The organism is Psychromicrobium silvestre, from assembly GCF_013408295.1.
GTDB classification, from domain to species: domain Bacteria; phylum Actinomycetota; class Actinomycetes; order Actinomycetales; family Micrococcaceae; genus Renibacterium; species Renibacterium silvestre.
Map to the genome: position 1 here is coordinate 1117710 of NZ_JACBYQ010000002.1, position 18887 is coordinate 1136596.

At 60.7% G+C, this 18887-nt stretch carries 16 protein-coding genes and 1 pseudogene; 6 read left to right on the top strand and 11 right to left on the bottom strand.

Annotated features, from left to right (window positions below; all coding sequences use genetic code 11):
• The gene (gene purN, locus FHU41_RS13145; RefSeq protein WP_179390070.1) at nucleotides 1–564 is read left to right on the top strand and encodes a phosphoribosylglycinamide formyltransferase; all 564 of its coding nucleotides are present in this window, start codon (nucleotides 1–3) and stop codon (nucleotides 562–564) included.
• A 60-nt stretch (nucleotides 565–624) separates the two neighbouring features.
• Here the strand turns inward: purN and FHU41_RS13150 are convergent, their stop codons facing one another.
• Complete coding sequence (locus tag FHU41_RS13150) at nucleotides 625–1362, bottom strand: lysozyme (protein WP_179390071.1); 738 nt, start codon at nucleotides 1360–1362, stop codon at nucleotides 625–627.
• Nucleotides 1363–1529: 167 nt separating this feature from the next.
• Nucleotides 1530–2393 carry a MurR/RpiR family transcriptional regulator gene (locus FHU41_RS13155; protein WP_179390072.1) on the bottom strand — a complete coding sequence of 288 codons (864 nt, stop codon included), beginning with the start codon at nucleotides 2391–2393 and terminating at the stop codon, nucleotides 1530–1532.
• A gap of 202 nt (nucleotides 2394–2595) precedes the next feature.
• Between FHU41_RS13155 and FHU41_RS13160 the strand changes: the two genes are divergently transcribed.
• Nucleotides 2596–3222: a C39 family peptidase gene (locus FHU41_RS13160; RefSeq protein ID WP_179390073.1), complete on the top strand. Its 627-nt coding sequence runs from the start codon at nucleotides 2596–2598 to the stop codon at nucleotides 3220–3222.
• Entirely contained in the window at nucleotides 3165–4304 is a 1140-nt protein-coding gene (locus tag FHU41_RS13165; protein WP_281360683.1) for a mandelate racemase/muconate lactonizing enzyme family protein, read from the top strand. The genes FHU41_RS13160 and FHU41_RS13165 overlap by 58 nt, the downstream gene beginning before the upstream one ends.
• On the opposite strand, the gene FHU41_RS13170 is transcribed toward FHU41_RS13165, so the two are convergent.
• The 7 genes from FHU41_RS13170 to FHU41_RS13200 are packed head-to-tail and all read right to left on the bottom strand — an operon-like array spanning nucleotide 4301 to nucleotide 12579.
• The gene (locus FHU41_RS13170; protein ID WP_179390075.1) at nucleotides 4301–5131 is read right to left on the bottom strand and encodes a serine hydrolase; all 831 of its coding nucleotides are present in this window, start codon (nucleotides 5129–5131) and stop codon (nucleotides 4301–4303) included. The two genes, FHU41_RS13165 and FHU41_RS13170, sit on opposite strands and share 4 nt — an antisense overlap.
• A gap of 7 nt (nucleotides 5132–5138) precedes the next feature.
• Nucleotides 5139–6272 (bottom strand): serine hydrolase domain-containing protein, encoded by a 1134-nt coding sequence (locus FHU41_RS13175; protein WP_179390076.1) that lies wholly within the window; start codon nucleotides 6270–6272, stop codon nucleotides 5139–5141.
• Complete coding sequence (locus tag FHU41_RS13180; RefSeq protein ID WP_179390077.1) at nucleotides 6272–7180, bottom strand: S66 peptidase family protein; 909 nt, start codon at nucleotides 7178–7180, stop codon at nucleotides 6272–6274. Before FHU41_RS13180 ends, FHU41_RS13175 begins: the two co-directional genes overlap by 1 nt.
• A complete protein-coding gene (locus tag FHU41_RS13185; protein WP_179390078.1) occupies nucleotides 7180–8826 on the bottom strand; it encodes a dipeptide ABC transporter ATP-binding protein in 1647 nt (548 codons plus the stop codon). Before FHU41_RS13185 ends, FHU41_RS13180 begins: the two co-directional genes overlap by 1 nt.
• On the bottom strand, nucleotides 8826–9722 hold the full coding sequence (locus tag FHU41_RS13190; protein WP_179390079.1) for an ABC transporter permease: 897 nt from the start codon (nucleotides 9720–9722) through the stop codon (nucleotides 8826–8828). Before FHU41_RS13190 ends, FHU41_RS13185 begins: the two co-directional genes overlap by 1 nt.
• Nucleotides 9719–10765, bottom strand: a complete 1047-nt coding sequence (locus FHU41_RS13195) for an ABC transporter permease (protein WP_343046333.1) — start codon at nucleotides 10763–10765, stop codon at nucleotides 9719–9721. The genes FHU41_RS13190 and FHU41_RS13195 overlap by 4 nt, the downstream gene beginning before the upstream one ends.
• Before the next feature lie 2 nt (nucleotides 10766–10767).
• A complete protein-coding gene (locus FHU41_RS13200; protein WP_179390080.1) occupies nucleotides 10768–12579 on the bottom strand; it encodes an ABC transporter substrate-binding protein in 1812 nt (603 codons plus the stop codon).
• A 128-nt stretch (nucleotides 12580–12707) separates the two neighbouring features.
• On the opposite strand from FHU41_RS13200, the pseudogene FHU41_RS13205 reads away from it, so the two are divergent.
• Nucleotides 12708–14036: pseudogene (locus tag FHU41_RS13205) on the top strand (M20/M25/M40 family metallo-hydrolase); the annotation flags it as partial.
• A 5-nt stretch (nucleotides 14037–14041) separates the two neighbouring features.
• Nucleotides 14042–15472: a serine hydrolase domain-containing protein gene (locus FHU41_RS13210; RefSeq protein ID WP_179390082.1), complete on the top strand. Its 1431-nt coding sequence runs from the start codon at nucleotides 14042–14044 to the stop codon at nucleotides 15470–15472.
• Between the two features lie 9 nt (nucleotides 15473–15481).
• Here the strand turns inward: FHU41_RS13210 and murQ are convergent, their stop codons facing one another.
• Nucleotides 15482–16411: an N-acetylmuramic acid 6-phosphate etherase gene (gene murQ / locus FHU41_RS13215; RefSeq protein WP_179390083.1), complete on the bottom strand. Its 930-nt coding sequence runs from the start codon at nucleotides 16409–16411 to the stop codon at nucleotides 15482–15484.
• Between the two features lie 64 nt (nucleotides 16412–16475).
• On the opposite strand from murQ, the gene FHU41_RS13220 reads away from it, so the two are divergent.
• Nucleotides 16476–17336 carry a MurR/RpiR family transcriptional regulator gene (locus tag FHU41_RS13220; protein WP_179390084.1) on the top strand — a complete coding sequence of 287 codons (861 nt, stop codon included), beginning with the start codon at nucleotides 16476–16478 and terminating at the stop codon, nucleotides 17334–17336.
• Here the strand turns inward: FHU41_RS13220 and FHU41_RS13225 are convergent.
• On the bottom strand, nucleotides 17284–18858 hold the full coding sequence (locus FHU41_RS13225; RefSeq protein ID WP_179390085.1) for a glycoside hydrolase family 3 protein: 1575 nt from the start codon (nucleotides 18856–18858) through the stop codon (nucleotides 17284–17286). The two genes, FHU41_RS13220 and FHU41_RS13225, sit on opposite strands and share 53 nt — an antisense overlap.
• Nucleotides 18859–18887: the final 29 nt, after the last annotated feature.

Sequence of the window (18887 nt, forward strand, 5' to 3'; positions counted from 1 at the left end):
ATGCGCATAGTGGTTCTGGTCTCCGGCACGGGGTCCAATTTACAAGCCGTGATCGACGCCGTGGCCGAAGGGTTGCTGGACATCTCACTCGTCGCTGTTGGCGCGGACCGACCCGGTACCTTTGGCATCGAGCGCTCGGCGGCTGCCGGGATCGAAACCTTTGTGGTGGATTTCAAAGCCTTCGCCGAGCGCGCCGATTGGGATGCGGCGCTGCTGGAGAAGGTGCTTTCCTACCGGCCGGACTATGTGGTTTCCTCCGGGTTTATGCGCATTGTCGGCCCGGAGTTCATCGAGACTTTCCCGCGCCGGTATCTCAACACGCACCCTGCCCTGTTGCCCGCTTTCCCTGGGGCACATGGCGTGCGGGATGCGCTGGCCTATGGCGTCAAGGTGAGCGGTTGCACCGTGATGTATGCCGATGCCGGGGTGGATACTGGCCCGATCATTGCCCAGCGCGCCGTCGAGGTGCTCGACGGGGATACCGAGGAAAGCTTGCACGAGCGGATCAAGATTGCCGAACGGGATCTGCTCATAGAAACACTGAGGCAGCTAACCCCGCGCTGAGCGGGATCAACTGCCTCAGCTTTAGCTTGGATCTTAGCTTGGATCTTTGTTTGGAGCTCTTTAGGGGTGGCCGTTGGCGTAAGCCAGCAAGCCGGCGGAACTGCCATTGAAAAGATCCTGGTCGCCGCCGGGAGGTAGTGGGCCACTATCGGCGTACTGCCAGAAAGTGGTGTAGCTCCAACTTGCCGGCAGGGTACCCGGGGTGCTGGACCAACTGGCGATGAAGAGCGCGCTATCGTCGAATTCGGCACTATTTCCGGTGCACTGAGTCCACCAACTGGTCGCCGTATAGATGGTGGGGTAGCGGCCGGTACGGGTGTGGATGGTATTGACGAAATCGTGTAGCCAGGAAACCATAGCGGACTGGCTCAGGCCGTAGCAGGTGGCGCCGTAGGGGTTTGCTTCAATATCCAGCATGGGCGGCAGGGTCTTATTATCGGCCGACCAGCCACCGCCGTGATCCACCAGGTAGTTCGCCTGATTGGCTCCGGAGGAATCATTCGGAGTGGCGAAGGTATAGGCGCCCCGAATCAGTCCGACGTCATAGGCGCCGTTGTACTGCTGGGCGAAATAGGGATTCTGGTAGTAGTTGCCCTCGGTGGCTTTCACGTAGGCCCATTGCACGCCGGCTGCCTTGACCGCGTTCCAGTCCACATTGCCCTGATGGCTGGCCACATCGATGCCTGGCGGACCGGTAGGAGCCGCTTGCGCAGGCAGTGCACTGGCGGCAACCAGGCCCAGCGAAAGGGCGATTGGGGCGGCGATGGACAGGGTTCGAAACTTGGACAGTTTGAACATGGCTTCGTTACCTTTCCGACGGAGTTGAGGAAAGTTTTCACTGAACCGTCCCAACCAGTACACCCTGTGAATCTGCTGAGCACCAGAGGTTAATGAAATAAATTTACGAAATTTAGAGAAACTCGTAGCTAAGGTTCAGTCGCTCCGAAGACAGGCTTAACGCCGCTTTAGCGGGTCTTTTTCAAGGGTTCCACGGAGTCGAAGGTCGCTTTGAGGGCGGCTACCGATGAGTCGTAATTACGCTCGGCCAATCCGGTGAAAATGAAGTCCACCATCGCTAATTGGGCAATCCGGCTAGCCATTGCACCGGCCCGGAAGGTGGTCTCTCGAGCCGAGGTCAGCAGAACGTGATCGGCGATCGTGGCGAGTTTTGAGTTACCGGAGTTGGTGATGCCCACAGTGGTGGCGCCGGAGGCTTTTGCCAGTTTCAGGAACTCCACGGTTTCGTAGGTATTGCCGCTATAGGAGAAGCCAATGGCGACGTCTTGCGGTCCGATCAGGGCGGCCGAGGAGATGGCGTCGTGCGCATCGGTGAACTCCAGCGCCATTCTGCCGATCCGCAAAAGCTTGCGGCGCAGATCTTGGGAGCCAAGGTTGCTCGCGCCTACTCCGAAGAGCAGAATCGATCGGGCCTGGTCCACGGCGTCGATCACCTTGGCCAGCGCCTCGACATCCAGCTTCCCCACGGTTTCCTCGATGCTCATCACCTCTGCGAAGGCGATTCTGGCGACGGTGTCCACTAGGGTATTGCCGGAGTTGAGATCCGCCCCATGGCCGACGCCGGCGCTAAACTGGGCGGCCTCTCTGCCGATTTCGGTGGCTAGTTCGAAGCGTAGCTGAACATATCCAGCCAAGCCGATTCCGCGGCAGAAGCGTACAACGGTGGTTTCCGAGGTTTGGCAGTATTGGGCTAGCTCGGTAATGGTCTTTTCCAGTACCAAGCGAGGGTTGGTCAGCACTGCCTCGGCCACCCGGGTCATTGACGGGGAAAACGAGCTTTTTGCCGTCAAGATCGTCGACTGGATACTCAAGGGTGTCCTTTCACCAAGCTATTTGCAGATAGCGCACCTTTAATCTACCTTCTGGCGTGCCGGCTGGGAGGTTGTGCCCTAGGTTTTATGGTCTGAACGGGGAATGTATGAAAATCATTGACCAATTGACAATGTTTTAGGTAGATTGGCAACACTCCGCTGTGTGAGGTCACTATCGGATCCGAAGAGATTGAGGAACAAGATGACCAGCAATGTTGATCGCCGAACTCTGCTCAAGACCGGCGCGATATCGGCGCTCGCGGTGGCCGCGGGCTCGGCCGCAACTCTCACCAGCGCTGCTCCGGCGCAGGCGGCCAATTGGGTGGTGCTCAACCACGAATACCAAGCTCAAGCCACCGGGTACTGGTGCGGCCCGGCCGCAACAAGAATAGCCCTCTCGGCGCGGATTGCCCCGCCTAGCCAGCAGACCTTGGCCAATGCCCTGGGTACCACTGTCAACGGCACGGACTATATTGGCCAGGTAACCGGGGTGCTGAACAACTACCTCGGCACCGGCTGGTACGAAACCAAGAACATGCCCAACGATCCACCCAGCCAAGCCCAAAAGGATCTGCTCTGGCGGGATATCGTGCTGGATATCAACAACAACTATCCGATTGTTGCCAATATTGTGGCTCCTCCTGGAAATCAACCTCCGGGATACCCCTCCGACCAGACGATCTATCACTACTTCACGATCATCGGATATAACCCCGATACCTGGCAGGTCTATATTGCCGACCCCGCGAACTTTAGCGGCAATAATCACTATTGGCTGAGTTTCGATCAACTGGCCACCCTGATTCCACCGAAGGGGTATTCCGCATAGCACCGTTCATTAGCTCCCTGACCACCCATCCTGTTCGAGTGCCGTTGCTGAGCCCCTTCACCACCTCGGTGCGCAGCGCCACGGAACTAGACACCGTGCTGCTGCAATTGACCGATCAGGATGGCCGAAGCGGCTGGGGCGAAGTGCCCGCTAGTAAGGTCACCGGAGTGTCTTCGAGGACCAGCGTCCGCAGCCTGGAAGGCCCGTTGCGCGCGCTGGTCCTCGCTGCCGGGAATCCGGAGGAGGCGCTCACGAAGCTGGCGGTCAGCGGCGAGCCAGCCGCAATCCGTTCGGCAATGGACTGCGCCTTGCATGACTTGATCGCCCAGCGCGCAAGCCTACCGCTGGCTCGACTGATAGGAGCGGGAAGGCTGCGATTGCGCACTGATATGACGCTTTCGGTTGCTTCCACCGAAGAGCTAATCCCCAAGGTTCGGGATCATCTGGATCAGGGATTCGACTGCCTGAAAATTAAAATTGATGCCCATCACGATGCCGTCGCCGCGCTGCGGGCCATCCGTGAACTGGTGGGTCCAGCGATGCAGTTACGCATCGATGCGAACCAGGCTTTTGAAGCGGGGGACGCAATCCGGGTGATCCGCGCCATGGAGGATGCCGACGTCGGCCTCAGCCTGGTCGAGCAGCCGGTACGTGCCGATGACCTGAGTGGCCTGGCCTTGGTGAGCGCCGCGGTGGACACTCCCGTGATGGCGGACGAGAGTGTCTGGTCGATGGCGGACCTGGAGGAGCTGCTGAGGTTGAAGGCAGCGCCAATGGTCAACCTTAAACTGGCCAAAACAGGTGGCTTGCTAACCGCCCGAGCCATGTTGACCCGCGCGCTCGCTGAGGGACTTGAAGTGGTGATCGGCTGCATGTTGGAGAGCCCGGTAGCCATTTCTGCAGCCGCCGCGCTCGCCGCCACCCTGCCGGAGATGGCCCAGGATTTGGACGGCGGGCTCTGGCTGCGGTCTTCACCGGTAGTTGGCGGGGCCGTTTACCAAGGCCCCGAAATCACCTTGCCAGATGTTCCGGGTCTTGGCGTTACCGCTCTGGCGGGCCGAGGACTAAGGGATAGGGACTAAGGGGTAGGCTCCAGGAGCGGGCCGAGTAGAGCCTGGGTCAAGGCGTGGATTAGTTCCGCAGCGTCGGGTTCCGGATAGGCCCGGGTGCAGATGGCCAGCAAAAATCCCTGCCTCGCAGCGGAGTTCGCCGCGACAGAACTCGCCGGGAAAATGAAGGCTACATCGTGCTGGATACCGGTAACCCAACCCGATTTGCTGCCCCATTCCGGAACCGGGGCGAAAGTCGATAACTCGGTGCCGATCACCGGATATTCTTGGGCGCGCAGCCAGCCGAGCATGAGCTCGGTATGCTCGTCATTGGCCACCTCGCCGCGGACAATGGCGCCCATGACTCGGCACAGATCCCTAGCCGTGACCTCGTGCGTAAGGCCCTGCTCAAGCGCGGTAATATCACCGATTAGGCGTTCCATCTTGGAATCGGTGGCGCCGCAAGCCCGCAAAGCCGTCATCACCGCGGGGAAACCCACCAGCTCGACTACCAGATTGGTGGCCTCATTGGAGGACACCGAAATCATCCGGCCAAGTACCTCGCGGAGAGTCATGGTGGCACCCTCGGCCGCCATCCCGACGTCGTACTCCTCAGGCTCGAAGGAGAAGCTGCCGCCCGCCTGACTACTGAAGGTGTGCGTCGAGATGAGTTCTTGTTCCAGGCTCAATTCACCACGTTCGACGGCGGTGATGGCCGCAACGAGAACGGCCAGTTTGATGGTACTGGCTGAATAGAATCGGGTGTCCGCTTTGCGTTCGGCCAGCACCTCACCCGCCAGGGTACTGAGGCAATAGCTGGCAACCGGCACACCGTCGCTGTAATCGGAGGTCAGGGACACGGCAGTCCTAGACAGCTAGTTCTTGATAGACAGCATCCGAAATCGATCGTCGGAAGGCCTGAACATCGGAGAGCTCACGACGTGGGTGCACCCGGTTACTCAGCAGCACAACACTGATCCCAGCCTGCTGATCCACCAGAAGCGAGGTTCCGGTGAATCCGTTGTGGCCTCTGGCTTCGGAGTGATCACCCACCCAACTACTTTGGCCGATCCGTAACCCCAGGCTATGACCGAAATCTATACCGCTCTTTTCAGCGAGTCCCTCGGGCAGTTGACTCCGCCACATTTCCGCGGCCAAGCCGGGGGAGAGGATGCCAGGTAGCGCCGTCCGCAGTGCCTCGCCGAGTTCCAAGAGTGCCGCGGCCGTGCCGAACATACCGGCGTTGCCGCACAAGCCATTGCCCGATAAGCCTCCCGCTTGCCCGCTGCCCAGCGACCAAGCGGCTTCGTCGTGCACAATCCCTCGCACCATCCCTCTACCCAGCTCCGGTTGAAACTCGGTGGCCGCACAACGCTCAATCTCCGGAGCCCCGGTGAGTTCGGTAGTTGGCAGCCGGTCCAGCAGGCGTTCTTGCACTAGCTTGGCCCAGGGCCGGCCCGTTGCGGTCTCGGCCAGCGCCATCACGGTATTGAAACCCACACAGGAATACTCAAAACGGCTTCCGGGGGCTGCCTCGAGCTCGGTGGCCAAGAGATCCTTGAGTAGACGTTCGCGCTCGAAGCCTTCGGCCCGCTCCAGGGCTCGGAGCCATCCGGTCCAGCTTCCAGGCAGCCCCGAGGTGTGGGTGAGCAGGTGCCGGAGGGTGACCTGAGATTTGGCTCCGATCCGATATTGCGGAAGCTGGCTTCCGATCGGCTGATCGAGTTTAAGGGTCCCGTCATCCACCAGGCTCAGCGCGGTGATGGTGGTAAAGATCTTGGTGACGGAGGCCAAGTCGTAGCTGGTGCCTGCCTCGGCCCGGACTCGTTCTGCCTCAGGCAGCTCCTGACCGTTCTCGCCGAAACGTACCGCATCGCCTACCGCAATGGGTTCCAGCCGTTCACCGCCGGAGGCAACAGCGCAAACCGCCGAAGGGGTAACCCCTTCGGCCACCGCGCGGCGGATGAGATCTTCCAGGGTGTTGCGAAGCTTCGAGGTCATCAGTTCAGTACCAGCCTAGGGTTGTCGTTCGCGATTAGTTGGGCGGCTACGCCCAGTGGAATGCTATGGGCCGCCGGACCGTGGCCGAAGCCCAGTTCCCAGACCAGTGGAATGCCCAACGGGACTAGTAGTTCTTCGCAGAGGGCTTTGACTTCTGGCAGGGTTCCGCAGGATTTCCAGGAGCCGAGAGCCAGGCCGCTGAGGCCCTCGAACCAGCCGGCTCGCATTAGTGCCTGTAGATAGCCGTCGAGCTTATAGACATCCTCGGTGACGTCTTCCAGTAGGCCGATTTTGCCGGCGTTGGAAGGTTTTACTTGGTTATGGGCGCCGAGGGTCATGCAGAGCAGGCTGAGATTACCGCCGGTGAGTGTTCCTTTGGCGTGGCCGGGCACCAGGCTGAGTGCCTCGGGGCTGCTGAACTCTCGTCCCGAAAAGGGCTCAAAAACCGCTTCTCGCAGTTGGCGGGTGGCTTCTTGATCGTTGAATAGATCCGCGGTGGCCACCATGGGAGTGAACCAGGTGGGCTCGCCCACGCGGTGTTCCCAGAATTCGTGGATGGCGGTGACGTCCGAGGAGCCGTAAAGAGGTTTAGGGCTCGCCGCCCGCAGAGCATCGACGTCCAAGAGGTCCAAGACCCTTACGGCTCCGTAGCCACCCCGGGCGAAAAAGATTCCGTCGATCTGTGGGTCGCACCAGGCCTGCTGAAGCTGGCTGGCCCGGTAGGCATCCGGACCAGCCAAATACTTCGCGCGTGGGTGGGGAGTATGGAAGTCCGCATCGACCACAGGCTGTAAGCCCCAGGACTCGATGAGCGCGATGCCCCGTTCGAAGGACTCCGCGGCGGGCGGACCCGAGGCAGAGAGCACGGCTACCCGGTCACCCGGGCGCAGCGGACCAAGTGAAGTCATCAGCGCACCGGATTATTGCTTGGCACCACGCTGAGCAACTTGCGGGTGTATTCGTGCTGCGGGTCCAAAAGGACTTCTTCCACTGTTCCCTGTTCGACGATTTCCCCCTGATACATCACCACCACCCGATCCGCGATATTCCAGGCCAGACCAAGATCGTGGGTGATGACCAAGGCGCCCAAGCCCAACTCGCAGCGCAGCCGGAGCAACAAGGCCAGGATTTCCGCTCGCACTGAGGCGTCCAGGCTCGCCACCGGTTCATCGGCCACCAAGAACTCCGGATCCAGCGCCAGCGCACCGGCAATCACCACTCGCTGCCGTTGGCCACCGGAGAGTTCCTGGGGAATGGCCGAAAGGTAGCGTTCCGGTGGGTAGAGCTCTGCTTTGCGTAGCGCTTCTACCACGAGCGCCCTTTCATCGCCGGGCAGCCGGTGCAGCCGCGGCCCTTCGGCGACGGCCTCGTACACGGTGTGCTTGGGATTGAGCGCGGCGCTCGGATCCTGCAGCACGAACTGCACAGACTTTCGATAAGCCTTCAAGGCTTTGCGGTGCTGATCAAGCGGCTTGCCGCGGAACAGAACTTCACCGGCTGATGGTTTCTGCAAGCCCAGCAGGGTCCGGGCCAGGGTGGTCTTACCTGAACCGGACTGGCCCACCAGAGCAACAATTTCTCCTTCTCGGCAGCTCAGGTTCACCTGATTGACCGCGCGCACGTTCCCGTTCCGACCGCCAAAGAGCACCGAGAGGTTTCGAGCTTCCAGCGCTACTGGCTTTTCTTCGGCCTCCTCTCGGCTCGACTCGGGAGCAGAGTAGCCGGGGAGCTTACGCCGGGAGGCCGGGTCGCCGATCAAGGGAAAGGCTGAGGCAAGCGCCTGGGTGTGTGGGTGCTGCGGGTTCTTCATCACCTCGGCGGAAGGGCCATCCTCCACGATTTTCCCGTGCTGCATCACCACAATCCGGTCACAGGTGGCTGCGAGCACAGAGAGGTCGTGACTGATCATCACCAGGGTCAGATTCCGGCTGGAAACCAGTTCCTTGAGCACGTTTAACACCTGGTCCTGAACCACCACGTCTAGTGCCGTGGTCGGCTCATCGGCGATGATCAGCTCCGGATCGCAGGCCAGCGCCATCGCGATCATTACCCGTTGCTTTTGTCCTCCGGAGAGCTCATGCGGGTAGCTGGCGGCCTTGCTCACGGGCAAGTCAACCAACTGCAGCAGCTCGCGCACCCGGGCTTCCCGGGCCGCGGGTTCACGATAAGCGCTATCGACCTCTTTAGCGTGGATGAGCAGTGGCTCGGCGATCTGATCCCGGATCTTGCGTACCGGGTTGAGCGAGTGCATGGCCCCCTGGAAGACGATGGCCGCCTCGGTCCAGCGCACCGCACGCAGCCGCCCCCAACTCAATGAGGAGACATCCTCCTGCCCCAGCTGGACGGTCCCGGTGATGCTGGCATTGGCCGGAAGTAAGCGCAATACGGACATCGCCAAGGTGGACTTGCCGCAACCAGATTCACCGGCCAGGCCCACCGTGGAACCCGGTTCGACCTGCAGGGACACCCCGTCAACGGCCTTAATGGTGCCTGGCCCACTTTCGGTCTGGGTCTGGTAGCTCACGCTGAAATCGGTGAACGTCAAGCCGAGCATTAGCGACCTCTCAGGGTGGGATTGATCACGGATTCCAGCGCCCGCCCGACCAGGGTGAAGCAGAGTACCACCAGCACGATAGCCACACCCGGGGTCAGGATGAACCACCAGAAGCCCGCAGTGGCCGCGCCCGTATCCAACGCGGATTTGAGCATCGAGCCCCAAGAGATGCTGCCCGGATCACCCAAGCCCAGGAAGGACAGGGTCGATTCGGCAATAATTGCTGAACCGACCGTCAAGGTGGTGTTGGCAAGCACGAGTGGCATCACCGCGGGCAAGACGTGCTTGCCGATAATGTGCCAGTTCGAGGCGCCGAGTGCCCAACTACGCTCGATATAGGGGCGTGCTTCCACCGTGAGGGTTTGTGAGCGCACCAGCCGGGCGGTGCCCGCCCAGGAGGTGACCCCGATGGCGATAATAATGGTCAGTGCGCCCGGCCCCAGCACCATGGAGAGCACAATTGCCAGGATCAAGCCGGGAAGCACCAGGAAGAAATCGATCACCCGCATGAAAACGGCTTGCACAACGCCCGGGAAATGCCCCGCAGCCATGCCCATCAGGGTGCCGATAACCATCGAAACCACGGTGGCGGAAAAGCCCACCAACAAGGAAATCCGGGCACCCCAGATTAACATCGCCAGCACTGAGCGGCCAGCTGGATCGGTACCTAGGGGATAGGCCCAGCTGGGGGGCTGATTTTGCGGCGCGGTGATCAGGGTGACATCAAGGGTTTCTGCGGGGGCAAGTACCGGTGCCAAAAGAGCCAGGGCGACGACGGCGAGCAGCACGATGAGCCCGATTAACCCGGTGCGGGTGGCCGCGAACTCGGTCCAGACCTCCTTGGCACGTTGCAGACGCCTCGCGGCCACCACGTTCATGGTTTTAGTCGCGCTCATGCGGCACGCAACCGGGGGTCGATTAGGCGGTAGACGATATCCGCTACGAAGTTCATCAGAATGACAATGGATGAAAAGACCACGAAGGTTCCTTGCAGCAATGGGAGGTCCGGGGTGGAAAGCCCCTTGAACGTCATAAGGCCTAGGCCAGGCCAGGAAAACACGGTTTCCACGGTGACCGCACCGGCCACCAGGCCGCCCATGGTCAAGAAGATGAGCGTCACCGTGGGGAGCAGTGCATTGGGAACCGCGTGCCGCCGTCGTACCAAATCTTCCCGCAAGCCCTTAGCTCTAGCCGTGACTAGATAGTCGGCGGACATCTCCTCCAACAGGGAGGCGCGCATCACCATCAGATACTGCGCATAGACCACCGCGACCATGGTCAGCACGGGAAGCACCATATGCCGCAGCACATCCCAGAAATAGGCAAAGCCGGTGAAACTGCTGCCCGCCGTCACCATGCCTCCCGAAGGGAACCAGTGCAGTCCGCCGGAAAATAGCAGCAACATGAGCAGGCCCAGCCAGAAGGTCGGTACCGACCAGAAGATCAGTGCTAGGCCGGTCTGGCTTTTATCGAAGGTGCTATTGCGTTTCCATGCCGCTCGTTGTCCCAGCCAGAGACCGAGAACGATCGAGAGTAAGGCTGCACTTCCGGTGAGCAAGAGAGTAGGTCCTAGCCCCTCCACAATGAGGCTGGCGACCGGCTTGCTGTAGTAGTAGGAATCGCCCAGTTTTCCCTGCGCCAGGTCCGTGAGGTAACGCCAGAACTGACCAAGCAGGGGCTGATCCAGACCGTACTGCTTGATCAGGATTTCCTTCTGACCCGCCGTGACGTTGCGACCCTCGGTCAGGCTCTTGATCGGGTCACCAAGGACCCGGAAGGCGAAGAAGCCAAGGATCACCACCAAGACCAAGGAGATCGCCGTCCCACCGGCCTTGAGTCCCAGGTAACGGAGCCAGGACGAACCCCGACGCGGTTCGTCGGTGTCCGAGTCCTTCCTGGCTTCCGCACCGGAGAGTTCCTCGATCAGCGGTAATGCCACCGCTACTCCCTGTTGTCTGCGCTAGCGGAACGCCTGCGCAGCAGGAGGAAGGCCAGGGCGGCCAGGACCACGACGATCGCTGGAACAATCACCCAAACCCAGCTGAAGCCGGTGTCGACTGCAGTCGTGTTTGAACTTACCGGAGTGGCGCTGTAGTAGCCCCAGGGGCCGTTCTGGCCGGTGATTACACCGCCCTTTTCGGGCTGCGTGGTGAAGGGTTGGAATCGATCCGAACGGTAGGCCTCTAGGGAGTTGGCGTAGTAAATCACGTCATTGACCGCGTTGTTGTAGATGATTGACTGAGCCTGCTTGACCAGTTCGCTGCGCTTTGCTTGATCCAGCTCGGCATGCTGTTGCTTGTACAGTGCATCGAACTTGGGATCACACATAGCGTTCTCGGTGGTGTTACCCGAGCCGTCCTCATCGGGCAGTGAGGAGCACTGGTTGATCGAGAGCTGGTAGTCCGGGTCCGGGCCGATGCCCCAGCCAGTGAAGTAGAGATCGAAGTTGCCCTTAGCCGAATCTTCGCCAACCTGTCCGCTCGACTTCATAGTGGTAGTGACGTTAATGCCGATGTTCTTCAGCCAAGGCTTGATGTAATCCGCCATTTGCTGGTGGGTGGGGTCAGTGTTCCGGCCCAAGAGGCGTAGATTCAGCGGCTTGCCGGTCTTATCCAAACGGATGCCGTCGGCGCCCTTGGTGTAGCCGCTCTCATCGAGCAGTTTATTCGCGGCCGCCGGGTCGAACTTCAGTGGCAAATCCGTGGTGTCCCAGTGGTAGAGCGGGTAGGCCGAGGGGATTTCGCCGGTAGCTTGATCACCCAGACCCTGGAGCACCTTTTCCAGCAAGGTCTTATTGTCGATCGCCATCACGATGGCTTTGCGCAGGTTCACGTCCTGCAGCGCCGGATTTCCATCCCCCAGTAGTTTGCCGGTCTTGGCCTTGGTGCCTGGGTTGATGCCCACCGCACTGTAGCGCCGGCCCTGACCGGCATTGGTGGTGATATGTGGCTGGTCCTTGAGGGACTGGAACTGAGCCGGAGTCAGGCCACCGGCAATGTCGATTTCACCGTTCTTCAACGCCTGTACCGCAGCATCACTGTTCTGGTACGGAGCCCAGATGATGCCGTCGATCTTGGCTTTGCCCTTCCAGTAATAAGGGTTCGCCTTCATGGTCACGCCAGCGGCCTTATCGTAGCTGGAGATCACGAAGGGGCCGGAGCCAACCGTGTCCTTATCGTTGGCGTAGCTTGCCGGATCTGCCTGCTTGGACCAGACATGCTCGGGCATGATCGGCAGATCGCCGCCCGGATTGGGTGCCTGGGCGGCGTTGAGGGTCATCACCAAGGTCTGTGCGTCCTTGGCTTCGACGCTCTTCACGTTTTCCACTAGTGCGCCGTTGGCTTGTTTGAGCTTCTCATTGCCCTTGATCGCATTGAAGGTCCACACCGCGTCATTGGCGGTGATGGGCTCGCCGTCGGACCACTTCCGGTCGGCGGGCAGATCGAAGGTCCAGACCTTGCCATCGGGGGAGGTTGTCCACTTATCCGCCAGGCCGGGAACTACCTGGTTGTCGGTACCCCAGGAGACCAGATTCTGATATTGCAGGACCAGAATGTTGGTGCCTTGGGCAGTGATCGAGACGAAGGGATTGAGAGAGTCAATGTCACCGATCAAGGCAAGTTTGAGGTTGGTTCCCTGAGAGCTGCTGCTGCTATCCGCTGCTGCTGCCGGCAGGCTCACCGCAGCCGGGGCTAAGGCGACGGCAGCGGCGATTAAGCCCGCCGCCCAACGTTTAGTGGTGATCGATTTCATTGCCAAGAACCCCTTAGTTCGACTCAAATGCGATGCGGACCGAGCGTGGTGTAAATAAGCTACAAAAATGTTAACAGTGACGCAAACCACTTACAAGCACAATATAGTCTCAAAGTGAGGAAGAGAACCCCAGGAGGAATAACGTGAGCGTGGACGTAGCCGAACTGTGCGCAGAACTGATTCGATTCGACACTAGCAACTTCGGCGAAGGCAAGAGTCATGGTGAGCACAAGATTGCTGAATTCATTGCGCAGAAGCTCGAACAAGCGGGGTATCAGCCAATGATTCTCGGCCCGAATCTGGAACGTTCCTCGGTGCTGCTGAGAGTGCCTGGTACGGAACGTCATCTTCCGGGACTTTTGGTACATGCGCACCTGGATGTGGTTCCCGCTGAGGCCGAACAATGGAGCCGGGACCCGTTCAGCGGCCTGATCGAGGATGGTTATATCCACGGGCGAGGTGCTTGCGATATGAAAGACATGGTGGCGATGACGATGGTCACCTTACTGAACTGGGCGGAATCCGGCCTTCGGCCCCGCCGGGACATTGTGGTGGCCTTTGTCGCCGATGAAGAGGACAAAGGAGATTACGGCGCGGGCTGGCTGGTGGATGAACACCCAGAGCTGTTCGCCGGAGTCCAGGCCGCTATTGGCGAATCCGGTGGTACAGCGAACCTACTCACCGCTCAGGACGGCTCTTCGGTCCGGCTCTATCCGGTCGCGGCAGCGGAACGCGGAACGCTACATATCAGGGTGCGCGCGGAAGGTAACTCCGGGCACGGCTCCCGCCCGGTGGAGGTCAATGCGGTCAAGAATCTGATCGCTGCCCTGCAAAGAGTGGGGGTCTACCGGTGGCCGCTGAAGCTCACCCCGGTAGTGCGTGGCTATCTGGAGCAGACGACGGCGGCCCTCGGCTTTGCGGCGAACTTGGAGAGCGAAGAGGGCGTGGCTGCAGCGATCGAGGCGATGGGGGAGGCCGGTGAAGTGGCCAGAGTGACGGTGCGCTGCTCCTCCACCCCCACGGTGTTGCGCGCTGGCTACAAGGTGAACGTCATTCCCGGAGTTGCCGAAGCCGATATCGATATCCGCTGCCTACCGGGTACCGAGGAAAGCACCCTAGAAACCATTGACGGCTTACTCGGTCCGGGGCTGAGCAGGAGCTTCATCGCCCATGAACCACCCACCAACTCGGCCATCGATTCGCCCTGGTTCGAGTCCATGAAGGCGAGCCTACTGCGTCACGACCCGGCCGCCGTCGTGGTTCCCTACTGTATGGGTGGCGGCACCGACGCCAAAGCCTTCAGTAAGCTCGGAATTTCCTGCTATGGATTCTCGCCGCTGACCGCAGATCCGGAGGGCCGCAGCTACCAGGGTGTGCACGGGGTGGATGAGCGGATTCCGGTGCATAGCGTGCGGGGCGGCCAGCAGATTTTGCAAGACTTCCTGAGTGAGGTGTGATCCGGATGATTAGCACCGGATTGGACGCCGGAACTTGGCTGGCGGACATGTTGACGGAACGGTTAGCCCAGGGGCTGGCCCCCTCGCTGGCCGTGGCTGCCTGGCGGAACGGCGAGCCGCTGGTCAGCTATCTGGCTGGGGACAGCGACGGCAGCGGTATCCAGCCCCGGCTGGATACCGCCTACCGAATTGCCTCTTGCACAAAATCATTCACGGCAGCGGCTTTGCTGATCCTCCGGGAGCGCGGGCTACTCAGCTTGGATGATGAGATCAGCACCTTCCTCCCCGGCTTGCGAATCGTCGGCTCTGCTGTGCCCACGCTTCGAATGCTGCTCTCCATGTCCTCCGGATTGCCCACCGACAATCCTTGGGCGGACCGGCAGGAGAGCCTGAGTGTGGAACAGATGCAGGAGCTCATGTCCGCCGGGGTCCGGTTAGCAGGAGTTCCCGGAAGCGATTATCAATACTCCAATCTGGGTTATGCCTTGCTGGGTCAGGTGATCCGGAAGCTTGCCGGAATGCCCTATCAGAACTTTGTCGAAGCCGAGTTATTGCATCCGCTTGGGCTCTTATCGACGGGATTCGACTCTTCAGTTCCGGCCGCTGGCGGGGTGGCCCGCGGCTTTCGCAAACTTGCCCACGGTTGGCAGTTGCTACCGTTCAGCGCCCCGGGCGAGTTCTCCGCGATCGGTGGACTCTTCAGCACCCTGGAGGATCTGGGCCGCTGGGGGAGCTGGCTCGCGGCGGCTTTCGATGAAGAACCGGAGGGAGGTCAGGCTGATCAGGTGCTTTCTCGGGCGGCTCGGCGGGAGATGCAGCAGATTCATCAACTGATGCCGCTCACGCCTCCGGATGGCTCACTCCTTGGCTACGGCTACGGTTTGATGGTGCAGCAGAGCCCTGTGCATGGCAGGATCATCTATCACTCGGGTGGATATCCCGGATTCTCTTCGCAGTTTCGTTGGCATCCGGGCAGCGCAACCGTGCTGGCGGGGTTCGAGAACGCCAGCTATGCGAACGTCGGGGTAGCGGTAGCCGCTGCCTTAGAAGAACTTTTGGCCGGCGAGCTCTTGGCGCGCGAAGCTCACGGCGATCAGGGGCAGTTTCCGGGGGCGGAACCCTGGCCGGAGGCGCTCGCGATCCGCGCCGTGGTCGAGCGGCTGGTTCGGGGCTGGGATGATTCCCTAGCGCGCAGCATCTTCGCCGAGAATGTCGAATTGGACATCCCCATGGCCGAACGGCGGGGGAGCCTGGCGGGCTTACTGGAACAACTGGGCCCTTTGCTTGAGGAGCCAGGGTCGGCCGGGTACTCCAGCAACCCTGCTCAGCTGGAGTGGACCATGCCTGCGACTCGAGGGCGACTCAAATGCAGTTTCTCGCTTAGCCCACTGGACGCTCCCGAGGTTCAGGAACTAGAGTTCAGCGCGGTTCCCTGAGGCCGGTTTTCAAGCCTGATCGATGGCTTCCTGTAAGAAGCCATGCTGCTTTTCCAAGGCCTCCGAGGCTTCTGCCGGGCTCAAACCCGTCATCAGTACCAAGATTGCTGCTTTGACCGATCCGCCGACCGAGGCCAAAGCCTCGGCCGCCGCGCTGGCTTCCACCCCGGTGGCCCGGATAACGGTGCGTTCGCTGCGGGCACGCAGTTTTTCGTTGCTGGCGCGCAGGTCCACCATGAGATTCCGGTAGGTCTTGCCTAGCCGCACCATGGTGATGGTACTGATCATATTGAGCACCAGCTTTTGCGTGGTGCCTGCCTTGAGCCGGGTGGAGCCGGTCAGGAACTCCGGGCCGAGTTCGATTTCGAGCGGCAACTCGGCCTGCTTACCCAGCGGTGATCCGCTGTTACAGGCGAAGCCGACGGTGAACGCCCCGACGGCCCGGGCCGCCTCAATGGCGCTGAGCACATAGGGAGTGCGGCCGGAGGCGGAGATGCCAATCACGGTATCCGCCTCGGTCAGGTTCAGGGCTCCCAGATCTGCGGCACCGGCTGCGGCGTCGTCCTCGACGTTTTCGGCGGCGCTGCGGATCGCACCCTCGCCACCGGCGATCACCCCGATTACTTGTCCCGGATCGGTGCCGAAAGTTGGCGGGCATTCACTCGCGTCCAGCACCCCGATCCGGCCCGGGGTGCCCGCACCGATATAGATCAATCGGCCACCACGGCTCATTCGCGCGGCGATTTGGTCAATAATGGAGGCGATCATCGGTACCGCAGCCGCTATTGCTTGTGGCACCTTGCTATCTTCTCGGTTCATAGCGGCGGCGAGTTCCAGGGTGCTCATGCTGCCCAGATCCTCGAGAGCAGGATTGGAGGATTCGGTCACCAGGGTCGCCAACTCGGCCCGTAGTGCAGTGTATTTATCGGTGCCTGCCATGTGTCCTGTCTCGACGATCTGTAAATTACCTACATTGTCCTTTAATGGGCTGTAAATTTACAACATGAGCATTCAATCCACCATCCATTCGCTCCTGCCGACGCTACCACCCACCGCGCGTCGGATCGCCGAGCTCATTGTCGCTGATCCCAGCGTGGTGCTGCGGAATACCATCTCGGAACTGGCGCAGAAATGTCAGACCTCCGAACCATCGGTGGTGAGGTTCTGCCGGACCGTCGGATTTAGCGGTTATGTCCAGTTGCGACTTGCACTAGCCACCGAGATCGGCAGGGAAACTGCCGTAGAACCAGAGCCAAGACGGTTCGGCGACGATATCAGCCCCACAGATTCACTCGCGGATGCCGTGGACAAGGTGAGATTCACCGAGTTGATGGCCATTGAGGAAACCTTGGCGACCGTGGATTTGGACACCCTGGGGCGGGCAGCCGAGCAACTCGACCAGGCGGAGAGAATATTGCTCTACGGCATTGGAGCCGGAGCGGTGGTGGCTGAGGACTTCCGGTACAAGCTTTCCCGGATCGGTCGAACAGCCATCTCCTATCCCGATCTACACGGCGCACTGATGGGGGTGGCTCTTTTGCGTCCCAACGATATGGTGGTGGCCTTTTCGCATTCGGGCGAAACTCCGGAAACGGTACAGTTTTTGCGCGCCGCTAAGGCAGCAGGAGGTGCCAGCTTAGCGATGACCAATGTTCGGAAGTCGCGGATCGTGACCGAAGCGGACCTCAGCCTCTTTACCGTGGTGCGGGAGACGGCCTTCCGCTCCGGTGCAATGGCCTCCCGCATCGCCCAATTGGCGCTTGTTGACTGCCTTTTTGTGGCCATCGCCCAGCGCAGTTACGAGTCCACCATCAACGCCCTGGAACGGACCCGCTCAGCAGTGCAGCAACGGCCCGGGCGGTGATCCGCGAAGAGTCGAAACAATTCACGGTGCTCAGCGGCAACTGAACTCCCGGTGCCATTCCGGCATTGATGCAAATAGCCTTCGGTGCTTTTTTGGCGAGTTGCGTAAGCGCTTCTAGTTGTTCGCTTCCGGGTTGTAGTGCATCAGCGAGTACGACGACGGCTCCCGGAGTTGAGCTCAGCTGGTCCAGGCTGCTTCGCCTCAACTGGTAGTGCTCGGAGAGGGCAGCCGCGAAGAAGTTACCGCTTGGTCCGGCAGCCATATTGTGGCCACGCCGAGCATCGAGGAAGTGCAGCTCCGTCCCGGTCGGCCAAGCCAGCTTTTTCGCCAATTCTTCGAGCTCATTTGTAGTCCTGCTGATTTCCCCGGGTTCGCTCGGCGGTTCGCTGAGGCTGAAGGCGTTGACGATTCTGGCCGCCCAGTCCTGCTCAACGGCTCCGCCGCGGGTGTCTGCCGCTGCCTCCATGGCTTGGGTGCTCCAGCGTGCGAAAGCCATTACTCGCCCGCTCGCCGTTTCCAGCACCTCTCGCGGCAGTTGGCCGTTCTGAGCCGCGGCCAGCACGGCGTCGAAAACTTCCAGGTACTCCGCTTCTTCGGATTTGCTGCCCGCGTTCGCCGGATTGCCCAAGCAGAGCAGATCGGCCCCGGCGAGTAAGGCCTGCACGGCCCCCAGCCCGGAACCTACGGTGGCTCTGATGGCACCCATGTCCAAGGCGTCGGTGATCTGCAGACCCCGGAAGCCCAAACTACGCAGCAGCTCACCGGCTGCGGGATTGAGAGTGGCCGGAGTCTCGGACTGGGCTGGATCCCCCAGGCCGGGTACCACAATATGGGCAGTCATCACGGCTTGCACACCGGCTTCAATTGCCTGCTGGAAGGGCGGCAGATGTTGTGCCTTCAACACCTCGGGTTTCAGATCAAGCCGCGGCAGGCCTAAATGTGAATCCGTCACGGTGTCGCCGTGACCGGGGAAGTGCTTGACGCAGGCACCGACACCCAAAGCTTGGATTCCGCGCAGCACAGCCACTGTGTGTCGGCCGACCAATGCGGTGTCCGCGCCGAAGGAACGCACCCCGATCACCGGGTTGAGTGGGTTGGTGTTGACATCCGCGACCGGTGCAAGATTGAGGTTGATTCCGGCTTCCCGGCAGAGCCTGCCCAAGGTGCGGCCGGCCGCTTCGCTGAGTTCGACGTCGTCCAGCCTGCCCAGCAGTGCCGCTCCCGGCACCAGCGAGCCACGTTTGGCTTGTAACCTGCTCACCCCGCCGCCCTCTTCGTCCACGCCGATCACCGCAAGCGGATGAGCGGCGCGGACTTCGGCGGATAGTTTGGCAATCTGACCGGGGGAGTCCGGATCGATATTCTGGCTGAAGTACACCACCCCGGCCAGCCCTTCGCCCAGCACCTTTCGCAGCCAGCTGGGCAGGGTTGTTCCGTGGAATCCTGGCCAGATGACGCTGTTCACTAGCCGTCGTAGTTCTTCCTGCGTGGGTTCCGCCGAATCGGAGCCAGTATTAAGCATGCCCCAAGCTTAGGTGAAGGGATGTGGCA

Bases quoted from the DNA above. Each gene is read 5' to 3' on its own strand.
- FHU41_RS13220 (WP_179390084.1), top strand. From the start codon at position 16,476: ATGAGCATTCAATCCACCATCCATTCGCTCCTGCCGACGCTACCACCC.
- FHU41_RS13200 (WP_179390080.1), bottom strand. From the start codon at position 12,579: ATGAAATCGATCACCACTAAACGTTGGGCGGCGGGCTTAATCGCCGCT.
- FHU41_RS13180 (WP_179390077.1), bottom strand. From the start codon at position 7,180: ATGACTTCACTTGGTCCGCTGCGCCCGGGTGACCGGGTAGCCGTGCTC.
- murQ (WP_179390083.1), bottom strand. From the start codon at position 16,411: ATGGCAGGCACCGATAAATACACTGCACTACGGGCCGAGTTGGCGACC.
- FHU41_RS13190 (WP_179390079.1), bottom strand. From the start codon at position 9,722: ATGAGCGCGACTAAAACCATGAACGTGGTGGCCGCGAGGCGTCTGCAA.
- purN (WP_179390070.1), top strand. From the start codon at position 1: ATGCGCATAGTGGTTCTGGTCTCCGGCACGGGGTCCAATTTACAAGCC.
- FHU41_RS13160 (WP_179390073.1), top strand. From the start codon at position 2,596: ATGACCAGCAATGTTGATCGCCGAACTCTGCTCAAGACCGGCGCGATA.
- FHU41_RS13210 (WP_179390082.1), top strand. From the start codon at position 14,042: ATGATTAGCACCGGATTGGACGCCGGAACTTGGCTGGCGGACATGTTG.
- FHU41_RS13175 (WP_179390076.1), bottom strand. From the start codon at position 6,272: ATGACCTCGAAGCTTCGCAACACCCTGGAAGATCTCATCCGCCGCGCG.
- FHU41_RS13185 (WP_179390078.1), bottom strand. From the start codon at position 8,826: ATGCTCGGCTTGACGTTCACCGATTTCAGCGTGAGCTACCAGACCCAG.
- FHU41_RS13225 (WP_179390085.1), bottom strand. From the start codon at position 18,858: ATGCTTAATACTGGCTCCGATTCGGCGGAACCCACGCAGGAAGAACTA.
- FHU41_RS13150 (WP_179390071.1), bottom strand. From the start codon at position 1,362: ATGTTCAAACTGTCCAAGTTTCGAACCCTGTCCATCGCCGCCCCAATC.